At 55.7% G+C, this 20523-nt stretch carries 14 protein-coding genes; 5 read left to right on the top strand and 9 right to left on the bottom strand.

What is annotated here, in order from left to right; all coding sequences use genetic code 11:
• Positions 1–56: 56 nt before the first annotated feature.
• From EJ361_RS03645 to EJ361_RS03670, 6 genes are all read right to left on the bottom strand, one after another.
• On the bottom strand, positions 57–1496 hold the full coding sequence (locus tag EJ361_RS03645; RefSeq protein ID WP_126244006.1) for a RagB/SusD family nutrient uptake outer membrane protein: 1440 nt from the start codon (positions 1494–1496) through the stop codon (positions 57–59).
• Between the two features lie 12 nt (positions 1497–1508).
• Positions 1509–4625 (bottom strand): SusC/RagA family TonB-linked outer membrane protein, encoded by a 3117-nt coding sequence (locus tag EJ361_RS03650; protein ID WP_126244007.1) that lies wholly within the window; start codon positions 4623–4625, stop codon positions 1509–1511.
• Positions 4626–5278: 653 nt separating this feature from the next.
• Positions 5279–6793, bottom strand: coding sequence for a DUF5689 domain-containing protein (locus EJ361_RS03655; protein ID WP_126244008.1), 1515 nt, complete (start codon positions 6791–6793; stop codon positions 5279–5281).
• A 27-nt stretch (positions 6794–6820) separates the two neighbouring features.
• Positions 6821–8329 (bottom strand): SusD/RagB family nutrient-binding outer membrane lipoprotein, encoded by a 1509-nt coding sequence (locus EJ361_RS03660; protein ID WP_240646539.1) that lies wholly within the window; start codon positions 8327–8329, stop codon positions 6821–6823.
• A 19-nt stretch (positions 8330–8348) separates the two neighbouring features.
• Positions 8349–11606 (bottom strand): SusC/RagA family TonB-linked outer membrane protein, encoded by a 3258-nt coding sequence (locus EJ361_RS03665; RefSeq protein WP_205686928.1) that lies wholly within the window; start codon positions 11604–11606, stop codon positions 8349–8351.
• Positions 11607–12235: 629 nt separating this feature from the next.
• On the bottom strand, positions 12236–12610 hold the full coding sequence (locus EJ361_RS03670) for a winged helix-turn-helix transcriptional regulator (protein ID WP_126244010.1): 375 nt from the start codon (positions 12608–12610) through the stop codon (positions 12236–12238).
• Between the two features lie 108 nt (positions 12611–12718).
• Between EJ361_RS03670 and EJ361_RS03675 the strand changes: the two genes are divergently transcribed.
• From EJ361_RS03675 to EJ361_RS03695, 5 genes are all read left to right on the top strand, one after another.
• Positions 12719–13960, top strand: coding sequence for a serine hydrolase domain-containing protein (locus tag EJ361_RS03675; protein WP_164714067.1), 1242 nt, complete (start codon positions 12719–12721; stop codon positions 13958–13960).
• Position 13961: 1 nt separating this feature from the next.
• Positions 13962–15131: an MFS transporter gene (locus EJ361_RS03680; RefSeq protein ID WP_126244012.1), complete on the top strand. Its 1170-nt coding sequence runs from the start codon at positions 13962–13964 to the stop codon at positions 15129–15131.
• Between the two features lie 246 nt (positions 15132–15377).
• On the top strand, positions 15378–15977 hold the full coding sequence (locus tag EJ361_RS03685; RefSeq protein ID WP_126244013.1) for a GNAT family N-acetyltransferase: 600 nt from the start codon (positions 15378–15380) through the stop codon (positions 15975–15977).
• Between the two features lie 36 nt (positions 15978–16013).
• Complete coding sequence (locus EJ361_RS03690) at positions 16014–16322, top strand: GNAT family N-acetyltransferase (protein WP_126244014.1); 309 nt, start codon at positions 16014–16016, stop codon at positions 16320–16322.
• Between the two features lie 9 nt (positions 16323–16331).
• Positions 16332–16637 carry a GNAT family N-acetyltransferase gene (locus tag EJ361_RS03695; RefSeq protein ID WP_126244015.1) on the top strand — a complete coding sequence of 102 codons (306 nt, stop codon included), beginning with the start codon at positions 16332–16334 and terminating at the stop codon, positions 16635–16637.
• Between the two features lies 1 nt (position 16638).
• Here EJ361_RS03695 and EJ361_RS03700 read toward each other — a convergent pair whose 3' ends face one another.
• From EJ361_RS03700 to EJ361_RS03710, 3 genes are all read right to left on the bottom strand, one after another.
• Complete coding sequence (locus EJ361_RS03700; RefSeq protein ID WP_126244016.1) at positions 16639–17268, bottom strand: class I SAM-dependent methyltransferase; 630 nt, start codon at positions 17266–17268, stop codon at positions 16639–16641.
• 66 nt (positions 17269–17334) lie between these two features.
• Complete coding sequence (locus tag EJ361_RS03705; protein WP_126244017.1) at positions 17335–19143, bottom strand: TlpA family protein disulfide reductase; 1809 nt, start codon at positions 19141–19143, stop codon at positions 17335–17337.
• Positions 19124–20509 (bottom strand): RagB/SusD family nutrient uptake outer membrane protein, encoded by a 1386-nt coding sequence (locus tag EJ361_RS03710; RefSeq protein WP_126244018.1) that lies wholly within the window; start codon positions 20507–20509, stop codon positions 19124–19126. The genes EJ361_RS03705 and EJ361_RS03710 overlap by 20 nt, the downstream gene beginning before the upstream one ends.
• Between the last annotated feature and the right edge of the window lie 14 nt (positions 20510–20523).

A 20523-nucleotide genomic window follows, 5' to 3' on the forward strand; every position in this document is an offset into this window, starting at 1 on the left:
ACCGGATTCCCCGGAGCTTTCGCCCCCGGGGAACCGGCGCAAACTACAGTAGTATCCTAATAACCCGGATTCTTGTTCATATTCGGATTGGCCGCCAGTTCCGTTTCGGGAATGGGCTGCACTCTCCTGAAGTCCGTCGTTTTTACTTCCACGTAGGCCGAATGCGCTTTCGCCCCCATGTCGGGCCGGTTAAAGGTAGCATTCCGGCGGAAGAGGTCAAACAGGCGTAACCCTTCGAAAGCCAGCTCCTTGCGGCGCTCCACGATCACTGCATTCACCAGTGCGGCGCCGGTCAAGGTATAAGCCGCCTGGTTCGGGTCGCGGTTTTGCGCTACCATGTTCAGGTATTTCTGTCCTTCGGTGTTGTTATTGAGCCGCGCTTCCGATTCGGCGAGGATGAGCAGCACTTCCGCATAACGGAGCAGCTTGATCTCGTCGCGGTCGGTATTCGTAACGTTCTGGTATTTGTTCACGTAATGAACGGTCTGCGTACCGCGCGCACCGTCTACGATGAGGCTGCGGCGGCGGTCGGTGGCGGAATAGAGATCGTACAGCTCGTCGGTAGCCAGCATGTCGCCGAGGCTTTTGGAGGAATAGATCGCGTCCAGCCCTTCCACGCCCGCATTGGCGGTAGCGTTGTTGTTCAGTTCGAAAAGCGTTTCCTGCTTATCCGTCCGCGCTGCGTTCGACGCCCAGAAGGCCGTGAAAGCCGCTTCGGTGGCTGCGAGCGAATATCCGCCTTCATCCACTACCTTTTTAGCCGCATCGCGGGCTTTGGCGTATTCTCCCATATAGAGGTAAGCGCGGGCCTGGAGGGCTTTTGCGGCGTATTTGGACAGGAAATTCGTATTGGCGGGGTGCACATTCATACCGGCGGCGGGCATGAGGTCGAACGCCTTGTCGAGATCGGAAACGATCTGTGCGTAGACTTCCTTCACCTTGTTGCGCGCGGGCTTGATGAGCGATCCGCCGACGCTGGTGGGCAATATCACCACCGGAACGCCGTCTGCCTCGGGGTTTTCCGCGTAGGGTTTCGCGAAGAGGTTCACGAGATAGAAATAGTTCAGCGCCCTCAACGCATACGCCTCGCCCAGCATGTGGTTCACGTTATTGGTGGCGGCCAGGCCGGAATTGATAACGCGGTTCGCCTGTTGAATGACGAAATAGGCCGACGACCAGATGTTGGCCGCCTCGGCGGAGGAGCCCACGAACGTGTAGTTGTTCATGGGGATCAGCCGGCCGGAATTGGAGCTGGACAGGTACACGTTGTCTGCCAGCAGATCGCCGAACAGGGGCACGTTCCGGCCGAAATATAAAGATCCGGTCATGTTGCGGTACGCACCGTTCATGGCTTCCAGCATACTGCCTTCGGAGATGATGGCGTTGCCGGCCGACACGCTGGTGGAGGGCTCTTCGTCCAGGAAGTTCTTTCCGCAAGACGCTGCCGTGAAACTGGCGGCGGTCAGTATGGCGATATATGCATGTCTTTTCTTCATGTGTCAGAATTTTTAAAGTCCCACGTTAATGCCGATGGTGAACGTTTTGTACTGGAACATATCCTGCGTATCGAGCCCGCTGTAGGAAACTTCCGGATCGAAGGGCAGGCGTTTATCGAACGTTTTGGTGAAGAGGTTGGTAGCCCTTCCGTACAATGCCAGTTTGGAAACGCCCAGTCTTTTCACGAATGCCAGGTTGTTGAAATCATATCCCAGCTGGATGTTTTTCAGGCGGATATGATCGCCTTTGTAAAGACGGTAAGTGCTCACCGTGAGATCCGACTTCGTCGTGAACTTCGGCACATCGGTGATCTGGCCCGGCGTGGTCCAGCGGTGGTCGTAGATATACTGGTATTTGTTATTGATGTAATAGTTGCCCAGCGTGAAATAAACGTCTTGCGCGCTGAGGATGGAATATCCCAATGCATAGCTGAAATCAACGCCCAGCGAAACGCCCCTGTACGTGAACATGTTGTTGAAACCGCCTGTCGCTTTCGGAACAGACATCCGGTCCAGCGGGACCATTTTCGCATCGCCCGGTTTGTTGGTAGTAGCGGAATGGGATTCGTCGGTATAAAACAGCGGATCGCCGGTTTGCGGGTCTACACCGGCATATTCGCGCATGTAGAACGTATTGAAGCTATAGCCTTCCTTCAGGTAGAAGTTACCATTCTGCACGGGCGTATTGGCCGGCAGTTTGGTGATTTCGTTCCGGTTGAAAGCGGCGTTGAAATTACTGTTCCAGGTGAAGTTGTGGCTGCGGACGATATCTCCACGGAGCATGAATTCCCAGCCTTTGTTCGCCATGGCGCCCACGTTCTGCAACACGGAAGGGAAACCGGTGGTGAGCGAAGTCGGCACGCTGCGGATGAGCCCGTCGATATTATTATAATAGTAATCTACCGACAGCATGAACCGGTTCTTCGCGAACCCGAAATCTGCGCCTACGTCGAACTTGCGGGAAGTTTCCCAGGTAAGGTCGATGTTGCCGATCACGTTGTACGCCTGCCCGATCACACCTGCATAGGAAGATCCCAGGCCGTAGCTCACCTGTGGCAGCCATTGGTAGTTGCCGAGGCTCGCGTTGCCGGTGGTACCGTAGGAAGAGCGGAGCTTCAGCGCGGAGAAGATGCGTTGCTTTTCGAAAAACGCCTCTTCATGGAGGTTCCAGGTGCCGCCTACCGACCAGAACGTCGCGAAACGGTTGTTGGACGCGAAGCGGGAAGATCCATCGCGGCGGAGCGAAGCGTTCAGCGCGTATTTATTCTGATAGTTCACGCTGGCGTTACCGTAAGTGGAAACGAAAGAATAATTGCTGTAATCGCCATACACGCCTTGTGGCGTACCGGCATTGCCGAGGGCCGTCAGCCCGGGGTGCGACGACGGGAAACCGATCCCGTCTGCCGACATTTTATATTCCTTCGAACGCTGCGCTTCGTAACCCACCGAAGCCGTGGCGTAGAAATCGCTGGCCGCGTCGATGTCGTACCGGTAATCGAGCTGGTTGCGGGTGAGCCAGTTGAAGAAACGGGAGTAATAGTTGCGGCTGCGGCCTTTCAGCGTGCCGGCACCGTCGCCCATAACGGGGTTAAGGTAAGTGGTTTCTTCCAGCGTATTGTAATCGGCGCTCACGTAAGAGGTGAAAAACAGTTTGTCCCAGATGTTGTAGCGCAGCTTTGCGTTGCCGAGTGTTTTGAACATGGACAGGAAGCGTTTGTCGTTCTCCGTTGTCCACAGCGGGTTATAAATCCCCGGAAAGTTGGTGTTGCCGGAAGTGGAATTATTGATGGAACCATCGTCCTTATACGCCAGCTGGAACGGTCGTAGGCCTCGTGCGGCCCAGATGGGGTTCGACGAGAAGTTCTGCGTGGTGGGTGTGTTCTGCCCGATGTTCGAGATATTGAGGCCCAGCGATAATTGCAGGCGCTTGTTGATCTGGTGGTCGAGGTTGACGAGCCCCGAGATTCTTTTGAGGTCTGCACCGATGGTGGTGGCTTCCTGCCCGAAATACCCGGCCGACGCGAAGAATTTCGTTTTTTCGCCGCCGCCGTTGAGGCTCACGTTGTATTGTTGCTGTTTGCCGGTGCGGGTGATGAGGTCGTACCAATCGTTGCTTTTACCGCTGTTGAGGCCGTAGCTGTTGGCGAGGTCCTCGATCTGCGCGGGCGTGCTGCCGCCGTTGGCAAGGGCTTCGCGGAACATGATCGCATATTGTTCCGCATTGAGCATCTTCCCCGCTTTCGGCAAAGGTATTTCGCTGGATACGCCGCCTTCCGCATCTACCCTTACCTGCGTTTTCCCGAATTTGCCGCGTTTGGTGGTGATGAGGATCACACCGGCTGCGCCGCGGGAACCGTATACCGCCGTGGCCGCCGCGTCTTTCAACACGTCGATGCGGTCGATATCGTTCTGGTTGAGGCCGGCGAGGGCGTTGGATGTGGTGGAATAGGAAGTGAGCTGGCCGGCGTTCACGATCATCCCGTCGATGACGATGAGCGGGTTATTGCTCAGCTGCAGGGAGCTGACCCCGCGGATGCGGATGTCCATGTTGGCGCCGGGCTGGCCGCTGGTGATGGGGGCCGTAAGACCGGCTACCTGGCCCTGGAGCGACTGCGCGAAGTTGGCGAAGGGTTTGTTTTCGAGGGTGCTGCCGTTGACGGTGTTGATGGAACCGGTGGAGGTAGCGGAGGTGAAATTCCGGTAACCGTCGGTGATCACTACTTCGCCGAGGGTTTTAATGTCTTTTTCCAGTTGGATGTTGATGACGGATTGATTGGCCGGCACCTGGCGGGTAACGTAACCCACCATTTTAAAGGTAAGGGTGGCGCCTTCGGGCACGTCTTTGATTGTGTAGAAACCCTTTCCGTCGGTGATCACGGCTTTGGAGGTGCCGGTGATGGCTACTACAACGCCCGGCATGGGGGCGCCTCCCTCGTCGGTAACGTTACCGGAAATCTGGCTGAGAATGATGCGTTCGCTGGCGGTAACCAATACCGGCCTTGCGCTGGCCATGCCCGGCAAAACGCCTGCGCCCATCACCGCGATGCAGAACGCCGCGGCCTTTACCGCCGCCGATTTGCGGACGGCCGACAACCGTGCATTTTTCCCGATATGAATTGTACGATCCATACTTCAGTGAAATAGAAGATTAAAGAATTGAATAATTACCGTTGTGCTCCTGCGTAAAAAGCCATTGCGGACATACGGAGAAATATGCCGCGGTGGTGCTTCATGTCTGCATGTATCGTCATAGGCAAAATGTGCAAAACCATCCATTGGCCGGCGATGAAAATACGCCTCTCCCCGACCCGATGGCCGGAATGATCGCTGTATTATAATGGAATAAATGAGATGCGTACCCGTTTCCCTGGTGACGCCTCCGGTGGAATTTGCGTTTACTTTGGTTGAATGACTATGTAAACAAATGTAGTGCTTTTATGTAAACATTTATCCCTTTCGGTCAATTTCTTTCAAAAAATATTTAGTAGATGGTAATTTATTGTTTTTCAATTGTATTAAACGAATGTAGGGTTTATTTGTATACAATAATAGATTCAATCGGTAAACGCGAAGGGTGAAATATTACCTAAAACGCCCTCCTTACACTGTGAAGCCTGCGGGCATAACAAGGATATTTGAAGGGCATCAAAGGAGGCCGGTTAAATATTAAACGGAAGGTTCGGGCATCGACACCGACAAAACGATCAGCAACAGGATAACAAGCGTAATTGACAGAAAAGCCGCCCCAAATGGAGCGGCTTTTCATGATAGAACTGCGGGAATCACCTGAGTTTGGTAGCCTCTTCCCCTTCGATATCCACTAACTGCGACTCGGCCGTCAGTTTGGTATTGACCTGGATCCTCGCTTTCATCCAGCGGCCCAGGGCAGGGCTGTACTCCCCGCCCAGCTTGATGAACACGCCCGCCACGTAGCTCACGCTCAAGGTGTTGGTCCCGGAGCGGAAAAAAGGTTGCGATGCCAGTGAAATGGGATTGATCACATCGTACCAGTCGGTATTGGTGATGCGGTATCCGATCTGGTTGGCGCCTTCGGAAAGGATCTGGCCGTTCTGGCCCACCATCACCACATCCACCGGCCGCGATTCTTTCGTCACCGCCGTTCCTTCAAACACCGCCATGCCGGAGGCGTTGCCGCTGTTGGCCAGCAGGTTGCCCGTTTTCTGACCGAAGCCGTCGCCGGCGGTGCTGCCGTAGTTGAACGAACGGATCCATTTTGCGTTGGCGATGCTCGTTGAGCCGGTGCCGTTAATGAGCCTGGTGGAACATCCTACGTAGAAGAACTCCCCTTTGCTGACGGTACCCGAAGTCAGATTGAACTTGTACGTCCGCAGTCCGCCGGTCGCCCATCCGTTTTGCGGGATGCCCGTGGGCGTGGAGGTACCGGCATTATTGGTCGTCACCAGCGAATAGTTCGTTACCGCGAAGTCGATGTCGCGGGTAGCCATCAGCTGGATATACTCGTAGTTATTGTCTGTGCTGCCGGCAGGATCGGCCAGGAACCCGGTGATGATGATCGGCGCGATCTCCACGGTGGAGCTCAGCGTCGTAATATCATCCGCCTTGCGCACGCGCAGCTCCGGCACGAAATTTCCGCCCGTTCCCGGTTTCATCCAGATCAGGCTGCGAAAATTCGCCAGCACGGGCATTTGCACATTCGCCAGGTCCGACTCCGGATCGGTCATCAAAGGGATATCGCCGAACCCGTCGTTCAGTAATTTATTACCGGAAAGCACATCGCCCGGGCCCGGCAGCGGATCGAACCCGCCTTTCACGATCATGCACAGCGTGCTTTGGTACACTTCCGGGTTCGCGATGATCTTGTTGGTCGTAACCCGGTTGATGGGCAGCGGATTGTTTTTGGAGATGACCTGAATCCCTGCGGCGCTCACGCCCGCGAGCTGGAAAATCCCTTCGCGCCTGGTGAGCGTTGCCCCGGAAACGGGAATGATCACCGAATCTCCGGCTTCGTATTGCGCGGCCGCGGCGCCAACCGGGATGGCGATGCCGCGCTGCGCCAGGCGGCTGGAATCCTGCACTACCAGCATGCCATCGGGCATATTGCCGGCGCGGTGGTCAGACACCACGAGGCACCGGAGCGAATGGGCGCCGAACATATTCCCGGCATTCAACTGAAGGTCCTGCCCTTTATACATGGAGCGGATATCATAAATAGCGATGTATGGACTGAGTTTCGCGCCGGGATAGGTGTCGTCTTTCGCACATCCCCAGCAACCGGCCGCGATCAGCATTATTGTATATAAAGCGATTTTTTTCATGTTGCGTTTTTTTGGACTGTATCAGCATTACGGTTTCTGCCACCAAACTTCGGTCGAGATCACGTCTGATCCCTGGCGGGAAACGGCCAGTTTGTAATTGGTGGGGTTGGTGGACTGTACATACACCGGGTAGTTCATCCGCGCCGGCATCACGCCGTTGTTGCGCAGGCCGGGGCCTTTCGGGAGCACGGGGTGCCCGGTGCGGCGGTACTCGAACCACTGCTGCATGTCCATCAGGAACATCGCGTAGTATTTCTGGATGTGGATCGCTTCCATCTTTTCGTCTTCCGATCCGCTTTCGTTCCAGTGCAGGTCGGCTTTGTCGATATAATCCGTTACATCGTCCCACGCCGGGATCCACTGTTTGATGGTGTATTTGATACCTCTTGTATAATATGCTTCCGCGCTGCCGGCGATCCATCCTTTCACCACCGCTTCCGCCAGCATGAACTGCACTTCCGCCGCATTGAGCATCTGGCCGGTGAGGGCGTCTGTCTGCAGATTAAACAGTGTGGTGGTGGTTTGCGAGTAGAAGTATGATCTGCGGACGGGCGCCTGCCCCATCTGGTAACCGCTCGGCACGCCGCTGTAACCGCCCTGGTAGGGAGCGATGCGCCAGCGGTTCACGTTGTTGTTGCCCTTTGAAGGATCGATGAGCGGATTGTTCCAGTTCACCAGATTGTTGATGAAAAACTCCCCAACGCCAGGCCCCCTGAAATCCTGCTCACGCACATTCAGGAACGGAGACACCAGCGGCCCGGCGCCCGTCCACCGGAGGATGGCCGATTGCTCGGTGGTATCGATGACCGGATAACTCGATTTCTTCGTTTCCGCTATTTCCTTGAATTTGGCTATGGCCACATCCGCCACTTCCGCTTTCCCGGAAATGCGCATCAGCAGCCGCAGGTAGAGCGAGTTGCCGAAGCGGCGCCATTTGTTGATATCGCCGTTGAACACGGGATCGCTGTTGGCGTTGATACCGTAAGTGGTATTGTTAAGATACACGTTGGCGGTATCCAGCTTGTTGAATAGATCGAAATAGATATCCTTCTGCGCATCGAACGGCGGCTCGAAAATCGCGGAGTCGCGGGCGAGGTTGGATTGGAAATAGGGAACATCGCCGTAGGTATCGGTCAGCATGGAATACACCCAGGCCTGGCAGATCAGCGAAATACCGATATAGGAGCGGTTGTACGACCTGGGATCGCGGGCCACCTTCTCCATATCCTTAAAGTTGGTCAGTTCCGAATACCAGGCATTGTACAGGTAATCTGCCCAGGTGGCGCGGAAATCGTAGCGGAACACCTTGCCGTCTGACTCGGAAATATCCACCGACACCTGCATCAGTTCATTATTGAAATTCCGGTTGCGGATCATATTCGCCGACAGCGTATTCACCAACGCGGGCGCCATCAGCGCATGCGCCGTGGCCACCTTCGTTTCGTTCGGGTTCGTATTGATATCGGTAAAGTCTTTGGTACATGACTGCGTCGCCATTCCGAAAAGTACCAATGCGCCGATTATTGCGTGTTTCATCTTCTGCATGTTGAAAAATTTAGAAGCCAATGACCAGGTTTACACCGAAGGTTCTGGTAGACGGGAACTGCCCCACCTCAAAACCCTGCACGATATCCGTACCGCTCAGCGTTCCGAATTCGGGATCGAACGCCGGCCAGTCCGACCAGATCGCCAGGTTACGGCCATATACGCCCACCGTCGCTTTCTGCATGCGCAATCTTTTGGCAAGACTGCCGGGCAGCGAATAATCGAGGCGCGCTTCTCGGAACTTGATGAAATCGGTGCTGAAGGTGCTGCCTTCGGCATTATCCTGCCCGTAATGCGAGCGGTAATATTCGTCGATGTCGGTAGCGATCACGTCGTTCGGCCTGAACTTCCCGTCGGCCGTCCGGATCACACCGTTGCCGATGATGCCGTTGTAGCGCCCTGGCAGGGTGTTCTTCGTTTTCCCCTGTTCGGCCAGTTTGTAATGTGTGAGCGAATGCGCCACGGCACCCCACTGCCCGTCGAACAACAGATGCAGGCGAAACTGTCCGTACGAGAAATCGTTCGTCCAGCCCAATTTCCATTTCGGGATGGTATTGCCGAGATAGATCACTTCTTCCGTCAGCTTCGCCCAACCGGTTTTTTCATCGTAAATGATCTGTCCGTCGGGCGATCGCTGGTAGCCACGGCCATACACCGCGCCCATGCTTCCGCCGGGCTTGGCTACGATCTGGCCGCCGCCCACGGGGCCGGTCACGAGCACTACCGAACTATCGTCGAGCTCGCGGATGGTATTGGTATTGGAAGAATATACCACGCTGGTGTTCCACGAGAATTTGCCGCGTTTGTAAGGCGTTCCGTTCAACGCCACTTCTATTCCCTTATTATTAACCCGTCCGGCGTTGATCATCGCGCGCGACCAACCGGTAGAGCGGTCGATGATGCGGGACAGGATCTGGTCTTTGGTGAAACCGGAATACATCGCCAGATCGAGGCCCAGACGGCCTTTGAACATCTTCATGGCCACACCGCCCTCATAGGTGACGGTGCGCAACGGGCGAAGGTCGGAATTGGCGAGGATGGAAGGGTTCCGCAAACCGCCGGCGTACAGGCTGCCCGCAGAAGGATACGTGAATTCGGTGAGGTAAGGCGTAGTACCGCCGCTGCCTACGCTCGCCAGCGAAAAGCGCAGCTTGGCGAAATCGATCGCTTTCGGCAGATCGATCACTTCATTGGCCACGAAGCTGAGGTTCACGGACGGGTAGAAGAATCCGGAATTGGCGATACGGCGCTGCGTGGCCAGTACGCTGTTCCAGTCTTGCCGCCCGGTAATGTCGGCGAACAGGAAGTTTTTATACGACGCGGAAATCAATCCGTAAAGGGAATTGATCTGGTACGAAGTGCGGAAAGGCATGGTAACGAGGGGGCCGAGATTGTTGGCGAGCGAATACACGCCGGGGTACGCCAGCGAATCCGCCCGCACCTCGTCGCGGATGTACCGGTTGCGCAATGCAGCGCCGCCTGCCGTGAAGTTCAGCTCGAAATCGCGCCCCACTTTGGTATTGTAGCGCAACAGGAAGTCGGAATTGAACTCCTGCGACATGATGTTCTGCGTCCGGAAGCTGCCAAACTGAAACTTGGCGGCCGCATCGTAAGGCCGTTGCTGGGAGCGGTCTTCGTACCCGAAGTCCATCGCGGTACGCACCTGTAAACTGAGTTTTTTGGTAATGTTATACGTGGCCGACACGTTGCCGGTAAGGCCGTGGCGGTTGGATTTGTTGAGATATTCGTACGCTACCGCGTAAGGATTGCTGGGGAACGTACTGAAGGGGAACATGATCTTCAACTGGTCTTTCCCCAGTTCCCAGTAATTCTTCAGCCAGTCGATGTCGGCGTTGGGTTGCCAGAAAATGTACCAGTACATGATCGACTGGTTGCCATAACCCGCGCCGGGGAGGTTATCGGAATATTTATTGGTATAGTTCACCTTCGACGAAATCTGCAACCGGTCGTTGATTTTCGAGTTAACGGACAGTGCCACGGTATTGCGGTCGTACCCGGTGTTGGGCAAAATCCAGGTGTTGTGGACGTTGGTCACGGAGAAGCGGGCCGTCGTTTTGTCGGTCCCGCCGTCCAGCGAGATGGTGTTGGTGAAGGTTTTGCCGTCGTCGAAGTAGGAATTGACCTTGTTGGGATACGGTTGCCACAGCGTTCTTTCCGTTCCCTGTTTCTGCGTAACGGGGTCGAACTGGTGGAACATCTGCCCGTCGAACCGCGGCCCGTAAGCCGAGCTGGTGCTGCTGGTGGAGCCGCCGTCCGGACCTGCGCCATAGGAATAATACGCGGCGCCGTCGAGGCCCTGGCCGTATTCGAACTGGAGGTCGGGCCAGCGGTTCACCTGTTCGATAGACGCATTGGAGTTGAGGGAAACGCCGATGCCCTTGCGTTTGCTGCTACCGGATTTGGTGGTGATGATGATGGCGCCGTTGGCACCGCGGCCGCCGTACAGCGCCGCAGCGCCGGGGCCTTTAAGCACGGTGAGCGATTCTATGTCTTCCGGGTTGATATCGTTCAGGCCGCTGCCATAGTCGGCCGGCATGTTATCGCTTCCGGTGCCGTAAGTAGCTTCGCCGCCCACGGCCGTTCTGCGGCCGCTGCCCTGGTTGATCACGACGCCGTCTACCACGATGAGGGCTTCGTTTTCGCCGGTGAGGTTGTTTTCGCCGCGGAGGATGATCTTATTGGAACCGGTGGGGCCGCTGTTGGAGCGGACGAGGTTCACACCGGCTACTTTGCCCGACAGCGCGTCTGTCCAGTTACCGGAAATGGCCTCGGTCAGTTGTTCGCCTTTAACAACGGAGGCTGCATATCCGAGGGCTTTTTCTTCCCGCTTGATGCCGAGCGCCGTTACCAGCACTTCGTTGAGGCTTTTGGGATCGGCGGCGAGCTGCACGTTGAGCTGCTGGGTTTTCTGTACGGTGATTTCACGGGTGATGTAACCCACGTACGAGAAAACCAGCACTTTGCTGGCCGAAGTGGTGGAAACGAAGAAAGCGCCCGTGGCGTCTGATGTAGCGCCTTTACTCGTGCCTTTCACTTTGATGTTGACCCCGATGAGCGGGTCGCCGTTAACGTCGGTCACACGTCCGCGAACAACGATCGCCGAATCCTGGAAAGGATGCGGCCTGGCGGGTGCTTTGTCGTAAATGCCCGGCCGGAAGACGGCGGGTTTCCGCGATACGTCCTCCGTGGCTGCGTGGGCGAATACCCCGAACTGCATGCCGGTCATGAGAAGGAAAAAATGTTTCATTCAACAAGTTTTATAATGTAATGATTCCCCTTGTGGCAATGTGGGCGCGCGGCCCGTGGGCGATCCGGGAACCTGCGCCGGCGGTAATTCCAGGAAAAAACACCCCTCCTGCGGGATGAGCGATCCCGCCAGTACCTTTCAAGTCAGCGTATATTGGTAACCGTTATTACTCCTGCCGGAAGACCGCGTAGCGGAACGGATTAGTGGAAAGATGTTTCTTCATACTGTGGATGATTTTGGTTTCATTCAATGTTTACTCAGCCTTTCATTCAATACATAAATTCATCGTGCCGGTGCATAACCGGTAGTAACCTGGATGATCGTTCCCGGTGGCGCCACCGGGTGTTTTCCCGTAAAACCTTGCGAATGATGCAGCCGGATTAAACCGGATGATCGTGGAACTTACACTTCATCTGAGGGACATTCGCTAAAGTAGAACAAAAGTAAAATTAAACAAAAAATAATTACCTGTAATTATTTAGAACTAGATATGAAATATAATGAAAGAATGGATGGGTTCGAGCTAACCTGACTGATTATCAATACAATAGATCGAAATACAAAAAGAAAGGAGGATGGATCGGCCTAAACAGGCGCTCCATCCTCCTTTTATATGAAACTTTCCGCAATCAGCTCGCCTTCACCGCCTGCATCCGGCAGTTGCGATGCCGCTGGCCCCAATCGCTCAACTGTTTCCACACGGGAATCAATTCTTTGGCCACATGCGCCAGCTCATATTCTACCCGCGGCGGCACTTCGGCGTATACGGTCCGGCGGACCAACCCGTCGCGCTCAAGTTCTTTCAACTGCAAGGTCAACATCCTTTCGGTGATGTTGGGAATGGAACGGCGCAATTCGCTAAAACGCATCGCTCCTTCTTCCAGCCTGCATAGGATCAACAATTTCCAGCGGCCGCCCACGAGGCAGATCGCATAGGTGAGATCACATTCGATGATGTAATCGCGGTTAATGCTGTTCGATGAATTTTCCTTACGCTTGCTCATTACTTACAAATTTGTTAGTACCATACAACTAGTTGTATGCATACAAAGGTAAGGGTAACCCCTCTACATTTGCTGTATCAAATTTCTTTTTACGTGAAAAATACAACCATGCTTGCATTGGGAGCCCTCCTGCTGACGCAGCCCGCTTTCTCCCAACAGCCCGCCCCCGCTACATTTCAGGAAGCCCGAATAGACTCCCTCGCACAAAGGCTCGTCCGCACCGGAAAAGTCCAGGGCATAAACCTGCTCTTCTCCCAAAACGGGAAAATCATCTACCGCAAAGCCTTCGGAAAAGCAGATGAAAACCGTTCGCTGCAAACCGGCGATATCTTCCGCATCGCGTCGCAAACCAAAGCCGTTACCAGTCTTGCCGTGATGATGCTTTGGGAGGAAGGGCGCTTTTTGCTGGACGAGCCGGTATCCCGCTACATTCCATCTTTCGCGGACCTTCGTGTCATAAAAGATTTCAACGCGGCAGACACGACGTATACTTCCGTAGCGCCCAACCGGCCCGTGACCGTGCGCGATCTGCTGCGGCACACTTCCGGCATTTCGTACCCCCTGATCACCGGCGATCCGCGGTTCCAGGCCATTTTCGCGAAAAACAAAGTGCCCACCGGCATCGGCAGTCCCGGCAACCTGAAAGACTTCGTAGACCAGATCGCGCAGCAACCGCTGGTGCACAATCCCGGAGAAGCTTTTACCTACGGCCTGAACATCGACGTGCTGGGAAGGCTCGTTGAAATCTGGAGCGGCCAGCCGCTGGAGGTGTTCTTCCGGGAACGGATCTTCCGCCCGCTGGAGATGCACGACACATATTTCCGCGTTCCCGACGAAAAAGCGAAGCGCCTCGTGCCCGTGTTCTCCGCTGCCGGCGGCCGTTTACACCGCCAAACCGCGCCGATATACGAAGGCAACGACGCCGGCTATCCGCTGCAGGACGGCATTATCGTCTCCGGCGGTGCGGGCCTCAGTTCCACTACCACTGATTATGCGAAGTTCCTGCAACTGCTGCTGGACGGTGGCGTATATAAAGGAAAGCGGATCATCGGCAACGCCGCCATCCGCCTGATGACGACCCCGCAAATTCCGCCGGGCGCCGCGGCGAAGTGGGACTGGCCCGATTTCTCGTTCGGATTGGGCTTTAGTCTCGTTACGCCGCAAAACCACGCTGCCGGCCCTGTTCCGGTGGGATCGTTCTTCTGGGGCGGCGCGTTCAACACGCATTATTGGGCCGATCCGGCGAATGATATCGTCGGCATCGTGTATACCCAGGAATATCTTCCGGATTCGTACTGGGATTTAGGCACGCTGTTCAAAAATGTTTTCTACACCGCATTGGATAAATAAAATGAAAAAGACCGCATACATCGGATGCCTCGGGCTGATCGGCATCATTACTACCGAATTCGGCGTGATCGGGATTTTGCCGCAGATCGCCGAACACTACCGAATCCCCATTGAAAAAGCGGGCTGGCTGCTGAGTGCGTTCGCCATGGTAATCGCGCTCGGCGGCCCGGCGATGACGCTGCTTTTTTCCCGCGTGAACCGCAAACTCATCATGAGCCTTGCCATCGGCATGTTCATTGTTACCGGCGTCGTATCCGCGCTGGCGCCGCCTTTCTGGCTATTGCTCACCGTGCGCGTATTGCCCGCCATCCTGCACCCCGTCTTTGTATCCACAGCCATCGCTGCGGCCATCCAGGCAGCGCCGCCGAAGGAGGCGACGCGGATGATGGGCATCGTGCTGGGCGGGATCGCCATCGCCATGGTGACTACCGTTCCGTTCGCCACCTGGCTCGCGGGGCGCATCAACTGGCAGGCGGCGTTCTGGGCGCAGTCGGCCATCAGTCTTACCGCGCTGCTGGCGATCCTTATCGGGCTGCCGCAAATCCCGAAAAGCGAAAAGGAAAGCCTGGGCAGCCAGGCCGCCATTTTACGCGATCCCGTGTTCGTGACCAGCAGTATTGTCAATGTACTGCTCATCGCCGCGTGGTTTTGTACATATAGTTACTTCGCGGATTTTTTAGGAAAGGTGAAAGGAATGGATGAGGAACGGATCAGTTATATGCTGATGGTGTTTGGCCTGGCGGGCATCCCTGCCAACTGGATCGCCGGAAGATTGCTCGGGAAGCAGCTATCGCTGACTACGGCCGTGTTTCTCGCCGGTGCGCTGTTCATACCGTTCATGAGCATCGCCGTGGGCGGAGGGATCGTGGTGAATGCGGTGGTACTGGCGCTGTGGGGATTTTTCTATGCGCCCTGTTATCTCACCGCAGCTGCGTATTTGACCTCCGCGGCACCGGGGGCCGTGGCCTTCGCCAATACACTCGCGATATCGTATGGTAATTTGGGAATTACGGTGGGAACAACGGTCAGCGGATGGGTGATCGCGCGATACGGGATCGCGGCTGCGCCCTGGGCTGGCGCTGCTTTCGGGATCGCCGCGCTCGTTGCCATGGCGCTCCGGTCGCAACTTGTTGCCCGCCGCGCAATACGCCGCTCCTGCGTTGCACCATAATATTCTGTTCCTTGAAAATGAAATCTTCTGCAAACCGTCTACCGTAAACCCGGTAGCCGGTTTTATTCTTTCCACCCGGGCTTCCTGCCATGCTATGCCTGCAACGGGCCAACGGCCCTTATGTACACACGATCGTTTCGTATTCATAAACTGGCTGTATGCGTAACCAATGCTTACGTACAAACGCAGCAAGCGCCCGGGCAGGTGGCCGAAGCCATTCCACAAAAAAGTCAGTAGTTTTAAGCTATGAAACACGCTAACCGTGCCGATAAAGCCCTCGTGACCAATATCCTCACCCGCTCCTTCGCACAGAACCGGAGCGTGCTCGCCGCCGTGCGCAGGCACGGGGATACAGAACGGAATATCCGTGGATTGATGGAATATGCGTTTGATCTCTGCATCCGGCATGGCGATGTGCTGCTGTCTGACGACGGAAACGGTTGCGCCCTGGTCCTGTATCCCGACCGGAAGCCGGAAAACCTCCTCACCCGCTGGCTCGATCTAAAGCTGGTCTTGCGCTCGATCGGATGGAAAAATTTGCCGAATGTAACGGCCCGCAGGAAGTTGGTACAATCCGTCAGGCCGGAAGTGCCCATGGCCTATCTCTGGTTCATCGGCGTAAACCCGGATACCCGGCGCCGGTGTGCGGGCCGGCATTTGCTCAACGGTGTACTCGAACTGGCAGCTGCGGCGAACCGCCCGGTTTACCTGGAAACGTCCGTTCCGGAAAACGTGTCCTGGTACAACAAAGCCGGGTTCCGGACATATGCCGTTACGGACGTAGGGTATACGCTGTATTACCTCACCACTTCCCCCGAAGCCATCCCCTGGCTGCAACAACAATGACGCGGCTGGTGTTGTTATTATCTGTAACTTGACGACATGAAAGAAGAATACATGGGACTTCCGTTGGTGAAGAATGAAACGGACCACCAATTCGAACTAACGGTGGAAGGGCATACCGCCATTATCGTATATAAGGAAAGCGGGAAGAAGATCTGGCTCATCCATACCGAAGCGCCCGCCGAGCTGGAAGGCAAAGGCGTAGCCACGGCGCTCATCGAAAAGACACTCGCGTACCTGGAAGAAAACCATTATACCCTGGTGCCGCTTTGTCCGCTGGTGGTAGCCTACCTGAAGCGCCACCCTGAATGGAAACGCATCGTAGACCCAACTGTCACCAACCTCTGACCCGGCATCATGGAACCCGCGCAATACGCCGTCATCAACAACGAAGCGAGCCAGCAGCTGGAAGTCTGGTTAGCCGGTGAAGCCGCCACGCTCACTTATCGCTATTATAAAAAAGATATCGCGTTCATGCATACCACCGTACCGGCCGCTATGGAAGGTAAAGGCGTGGCCACCGCCCTGGCGAAGGAAGCTTTCCGGCTGGCCGCGTCCCTGAAAAAGCCGGTGATGGTGTATTGCCCGTTTGTAGCGGGGTTCGTGGAGCGCCATCCGGAATACCGCTCCCAGCTCGATCCGCAGTATTACGGGAAACGGTGATTCAATCCGCCAGCTCCAGCACCGATCCCTTCAAAAAACGCAACTTTTCAAAAGCCGCCGTTTCTTTCCAGCCCGCGTTCAGCCAAACATTTTTATGCTGCGGGTTCGCATACAGCACCTTGATCTGCCGGGGGCGGCGGGCCCGGCTTTCTTTCACCCGCTCCACAAAATCCACCATCGCCGCTTCGTTGAAAGGGTTGAACAGGAAAATGACGCCCGTTCGATCGGAGACTTCCATCCGCCGCGCATCTTCACATCGTACTTCATACTTCCCCGGCTTCACGGATTTACATAATTCGGGAGACAGCTCGATCCCGGTGATATCATCAAATCCATAAAATTCTGCCATGGCCAGCACGCGCCCTTTCCCGCAGCCCACATCGAGAAAACCGGTTTGTTTTTCGGCATCGGTTACATGGTTCAGCAGCCATTCGGCGGAATAATAATTGATGGGCTCATATTGTGTGGCCTGCGCTCTGGCCGAATCCGAGATGGCATCTCCCAGGTAATGGGTGCCGATGGTGCGCAGGCCGTACTTCCGCTCACCGGCAATTTCCCGGCGGATGACGAACAAAGCCATTTCAAGATCCCAATGCCAGGCGAGGTACAAAAAGTAACGGATGAAGCGCATCCGCCCAAGTTACAAAAAACCCCGGCCCAAAAGAGCCGGGGCAGTTGCATTTGCATGATTTCCGTATCAAGGTGTTAATGCCATTTGTAGTTGGACGCGGAGGCGAGACTCCACTTCCGCTCCTTCGAATCCTATATTGGCAAATCGTATCCGCCCGTTTTTGTCGATGACGTACGTGGCGGGAATGATGTTGAAATTGAATTTTTCGCCGATGTTGGGATCGGTATTGTAATACACGGGGAAGGAATACGTTTTGTTCCCCTTCCAGTTCTGCGCATCCTGCAAAGTGTTTCTCGTACCGCTGTTGACGATCATGAAAACCACGTCCGGATTGCTTTTGAACTCATCGTAGAGCTTCTGCACGAAGGGCATTTCCTGCATGCAGGGCACACACCAGGTAGCCCAGAAATCGATCAGCACCACTTTCCCGCGGAGGCTTTCCGGGTTTACGGGATTGCCTTTCAGGTCAACGAACGACGAAAGCTCCGGCGCGGGTTTGTCGATCATTTGTTTGGCCACGGCCGCTTTCAGTTCCCCGAGGCGCCGTGCGCCGATTTCCGCCAGGGCCGTTTCGCGGCCGGTCTGTTTGTAGAAGCGGCTTACGTTTTCGAGGGTTTCGTGGTCGTGCGAAGCGGCGAGCGCGGCACGCATGTGCGCTTCACCCTCTCCGTCTTTCCCCTCCAGCATATCGATGAGGCCGAGCATGGACAGGAGGTTCCCTTTTGCCTGGCCGGTTACCGCCCGGCGGGTGCTGTCGTCTACCAGCGGAATGATATGCCCCGTTTCCGGAAAGTACCGGATGAGCCCGGCGGGCCATCGGTCGGCCATAGCCAGTGCCATTTCTGTATATTGGCGCGCCAGCGGCAGGGCCACTGCGTTTTCGATGAGGGTTTCGGCCATGCTTTTGTAGAAGCGCGGGAGATGGGGGCTTTCCATGTCGTGGTGCACTTTCCCTGCATGGAGTACTGTTTTGGCGGAGTCTTTCGCCCGGGCGTACAGTTCGAACAACTGTTCATGGAAGGGCGAGAAATCCGCTTCGTTCTGTTCCGTTTCTTTGTCCAGCGCCAGTTCCAACAGGGAGATGCGGCGCGCGGAATCTTTTTCCCGGCCGATGAAATCTGCATGCAGGCTCCGGCCCAGTGCGGTTTCCGGATAGCGGGCGCCCACTTGCTTGCGGATGGAATCCAGGCGCGAGGGCTCCCCGATGATGAGGTAGCCCATCGTTACCCGGTTGAGGTTCCCGCGGTCGGACGGCGCTTCTTTCCACCTGGCTTCGATGACATCGTGCATCCGGCGGCGGATGGCTTTCTTTTCCGAAGCCAGTTTCGCCACCTGCTCCCGGTATACCAGCAGCCGCAATTGGGCTTCGTAGTTGTCGGGGAACGCCTTCAATTCCTGTTCGTACAGCTCCGCGGAAGCCGCCGCCGTCCCGGGCGCTTTGCCCATTTGCGCGGCCATGCTGCCGCCGCGGTACAACAAGGCATGGCGGACGGGCAGGCCTTTTTTGTACACCATCACTTCGAAAAGGCGGTCGGCCGCGGGCCGCTCGATCGTGTTGCCGCTGGTGAGCTGGAACGTGGCGAAGGCCGCGTAAGGCGCCAGCCGGAAGCTGGCGGTCCATTTACCGTCGGTTTTAGCCATCGGGATGCGGATGGGCAGGTCGTAAAAGTTGGAAGTGACGAACTGTACCGTTACGGCGGTTGCGCCGGCGGGGATAGGACCTCCCGGCACGGAGGGGTCCAGCGTAACGGTGACGGTGTCTCCCGGCTCCGGTTTCGCCGGCGCGATCACCACACGCTCCTGCGAGCGCGCGGTGAGGCCGGTGGTTATGAGGAGGAGGATTACAACGCTTATTTTATTTCTTATAGCCTTCATTCTGCGTCAGGTTGAGATTGGTGCTGATAGCGTATGCCGGGATTGGGTAGAGCGTATCGGTCGGCTGCCATTCGGCGCCTTTGATGGGCCCCAGCACGTCGGTAGAGCGTTGGGTACGCTTCAGATCAAACCACCTGTGGCCCCATTCCGCAAACAATTCGAATTTCCTTTCACTTTCCACGGCCTGTAACAATTGCGGCTGCGTGAGCGCAGTGTTCAGCTTGGGCAGATTGGCACGAAGGCGGATGGAATCCAGGTCGGAACGGCCGTCGTCCAGCTTATGCTGACGGATGCGCGCTTCGGCACGGATGAGGAATTGCTCGCCCATACGGAGCAGCATGGTGTTTTCCTGCACCGGCGTGGCATTGCGTACTTTATATTTGGCCGGCCAGAAATAGGTGGCGCCACTCGCGAGCGTACGGGTACCTGTCCAGTTGGCGAGGCGGGCATCGCCCGTTTCGAATTTCCGGATCAGGTTGATCGTATCCAAACGGAACAGCGGGCCTGCGGTAGCGTTTGCGGGAATGGCCACCTGCGCTTCCCAGGTATTTCTTCCTCCACCCACGTTCACGGATTGCAGCTGGAAAATAGCCTCCCGGCTGTTGGCAAGGAACACGGAATTGAGGTCCTTCAACAGTTCATAATTTCCGTTACCGATCACGGCACTGGCTTCCGTTTCAGCCAGCGCCCACTCGTGGCGATAGAGATACACCCGCGCCAGCATCGCGGATGCGGCCGTTTTGTTCGGGCGAACCCGGTTACCGTTTGGATAGTTGTCGCCCAGCAATTGCTTCGCCGCACGCAGGTCTTCCACCACCTGGTCGTACACTTTTTCCGTTTTCTCCCGGGGAAGCTTCTCGGAAACGCGATAATCTGTCGTGAGCACCAGCGGCACATCGCCATACATATTTACGAGATAGAAATAAAAGTAGGCGCGCATGAAACGTGCTTCTCCAAGCAGTTGATCTTTCAACGCCGGCGTCAGCGTCGTGGACGCAGTCAGCCCTTCCACACAGGCATTGGCCGTATAAATATAACTGTAGATGGCGTTCCAGAACCGCTCAACGTAGGTACTGTTCGGCAACAGACGCGCCTGTTTGAATACATCGTAGTCTTCGAAGTTACTGGCATAATAAACATCGTCTCCATGAATACCGGCGAGAAAATTCATCATCACGTTGGCCCAGAGATAGTTAAGGCTGTTCATGCTGATGTAAATGCCGGTAACGGCGGATGTGGCGTTCTGATCGGTAGCGAACACCTTCTCGTCTCCTACTTCCGTTTTCGGCGTAGGCGTGTCGAGATATTTGTTGCACGACGCGGTAAGCGTAGCGGCGAATATGATAAGAAGCGAAATTCGTTTCATCTTGATGCTTTTGG

The sequence above is a fragment of the Chitinophaga rhizosphaerae genome (assembly GCF_003958645.1).
Lineage (GTDB): Bacteria > Bacteroidota > Bacteroidia > Chitinophagales > Chitinophagaceae > Chitinophaga > Chitinophaga rhizosphaerae.

Excerpts from the sequence above, each read along its gene's own strand:
- EJ361_RS03645 (WP_126244006.1), bottom strand. The coding sequence starts at position 1,496 with ATGAAGAAAAGACATGCATATATCGCCATACTGACCGCCGCCAGTTTC.
- EJ361_RS03650 (WP_126244007.1), bottom strand. The coding sequence starts at position 4,625 with ATGGATCGTACAATTCATATCGGGAAAAATGCACGGTTGTCGGCCGTC.
- EJ361_RS03655 (WP_126244008.1), bottom strand. The coding sequence starts at position 6,793 with ATGAAAAAAATCGCTTTATATACAATAATGCTGATCGCGGCCGGTTGC.
- EJ361_RS03660 (WP_240646539.1), bottom strand. The coding sequence starts at position 8,329 with ATGAAACACGCAATAATCGGCGCATTGGTACTTTTCGGAATGGCGACG.
- EJ361_RS03665 (WP_205686928.1), bottom strand. The coding sequence starts at position 11,606 with ATGAAACATTTTTTCCTTCTCATGACCGGCATGCAGTTCGGGGTATTC.
- EJ361_RS03670 (WP_126244010.1), bottom strand. The coding sequence starts at position 12,610 with ATGAGCAAGCGTAAGGAAAATTCATCGAACAGCATTAACCGCGATTAC.
- EJ361_RS03675 (WP_164714067.1), top strand. The coding sequence starts at position 12,719 with ATGCTTGCATTGGGAGCCCTCCTGCTGACGCAGCCCGCTTTCTCCCAA.
- EJ361_RS03680 (WP_126244012.1), top strand. The coding sequence starts at position 13,962 with ATGAAAAAGACCGCATACATCGGATGCCTCGGGCTGATCGGCATCATT.
- EJ361_RS03685 (WP_126244013.1), top strand. The coding sequence starts at position 15,378 with ATGAAACACGCTAACCGTGCCGATAAAGCCCTCGTGACCAATATCCTC.
- EJ361_RS03690 (WP_126244014.1), top strand. The coding sequence starts at position 16,014 with ATGAAAGAAGAATACATGGGACTTCCGTTGGTGAAGAATGAAACGGAC.
- EJ361_RS03695 (WP_126244015.1), top strand. The coding sequence starts at position 16,332 with ATGGAACCCGCGCAATACGCCGTCATCAACAACGAAGCGAGCCAGCAG.
- EJ361_RS03700 (WP_126244016.1), bottom strand. The coding sequence starts at position 17,268 with ATGCGCTTCATCCGTTACTTTTTGTACCTCGCCTGGCATTGGGATCTT.
- EJ361_RS03705 (WP_126244017.1), bottom strand. The coding sequence starts at position 19,143 with ATGAAGGCTATAAGAAATAAAATAAGCGTTGTAATCCTCCTCCTCATA.
- EJ361_RS03710 (WP_126244018.1), bottom strand. The coding sequence starts at position 20,509 with ATGAAACGAATTTCGCTTCTTATCATATTCGCCGCTACGCTTACCGCG.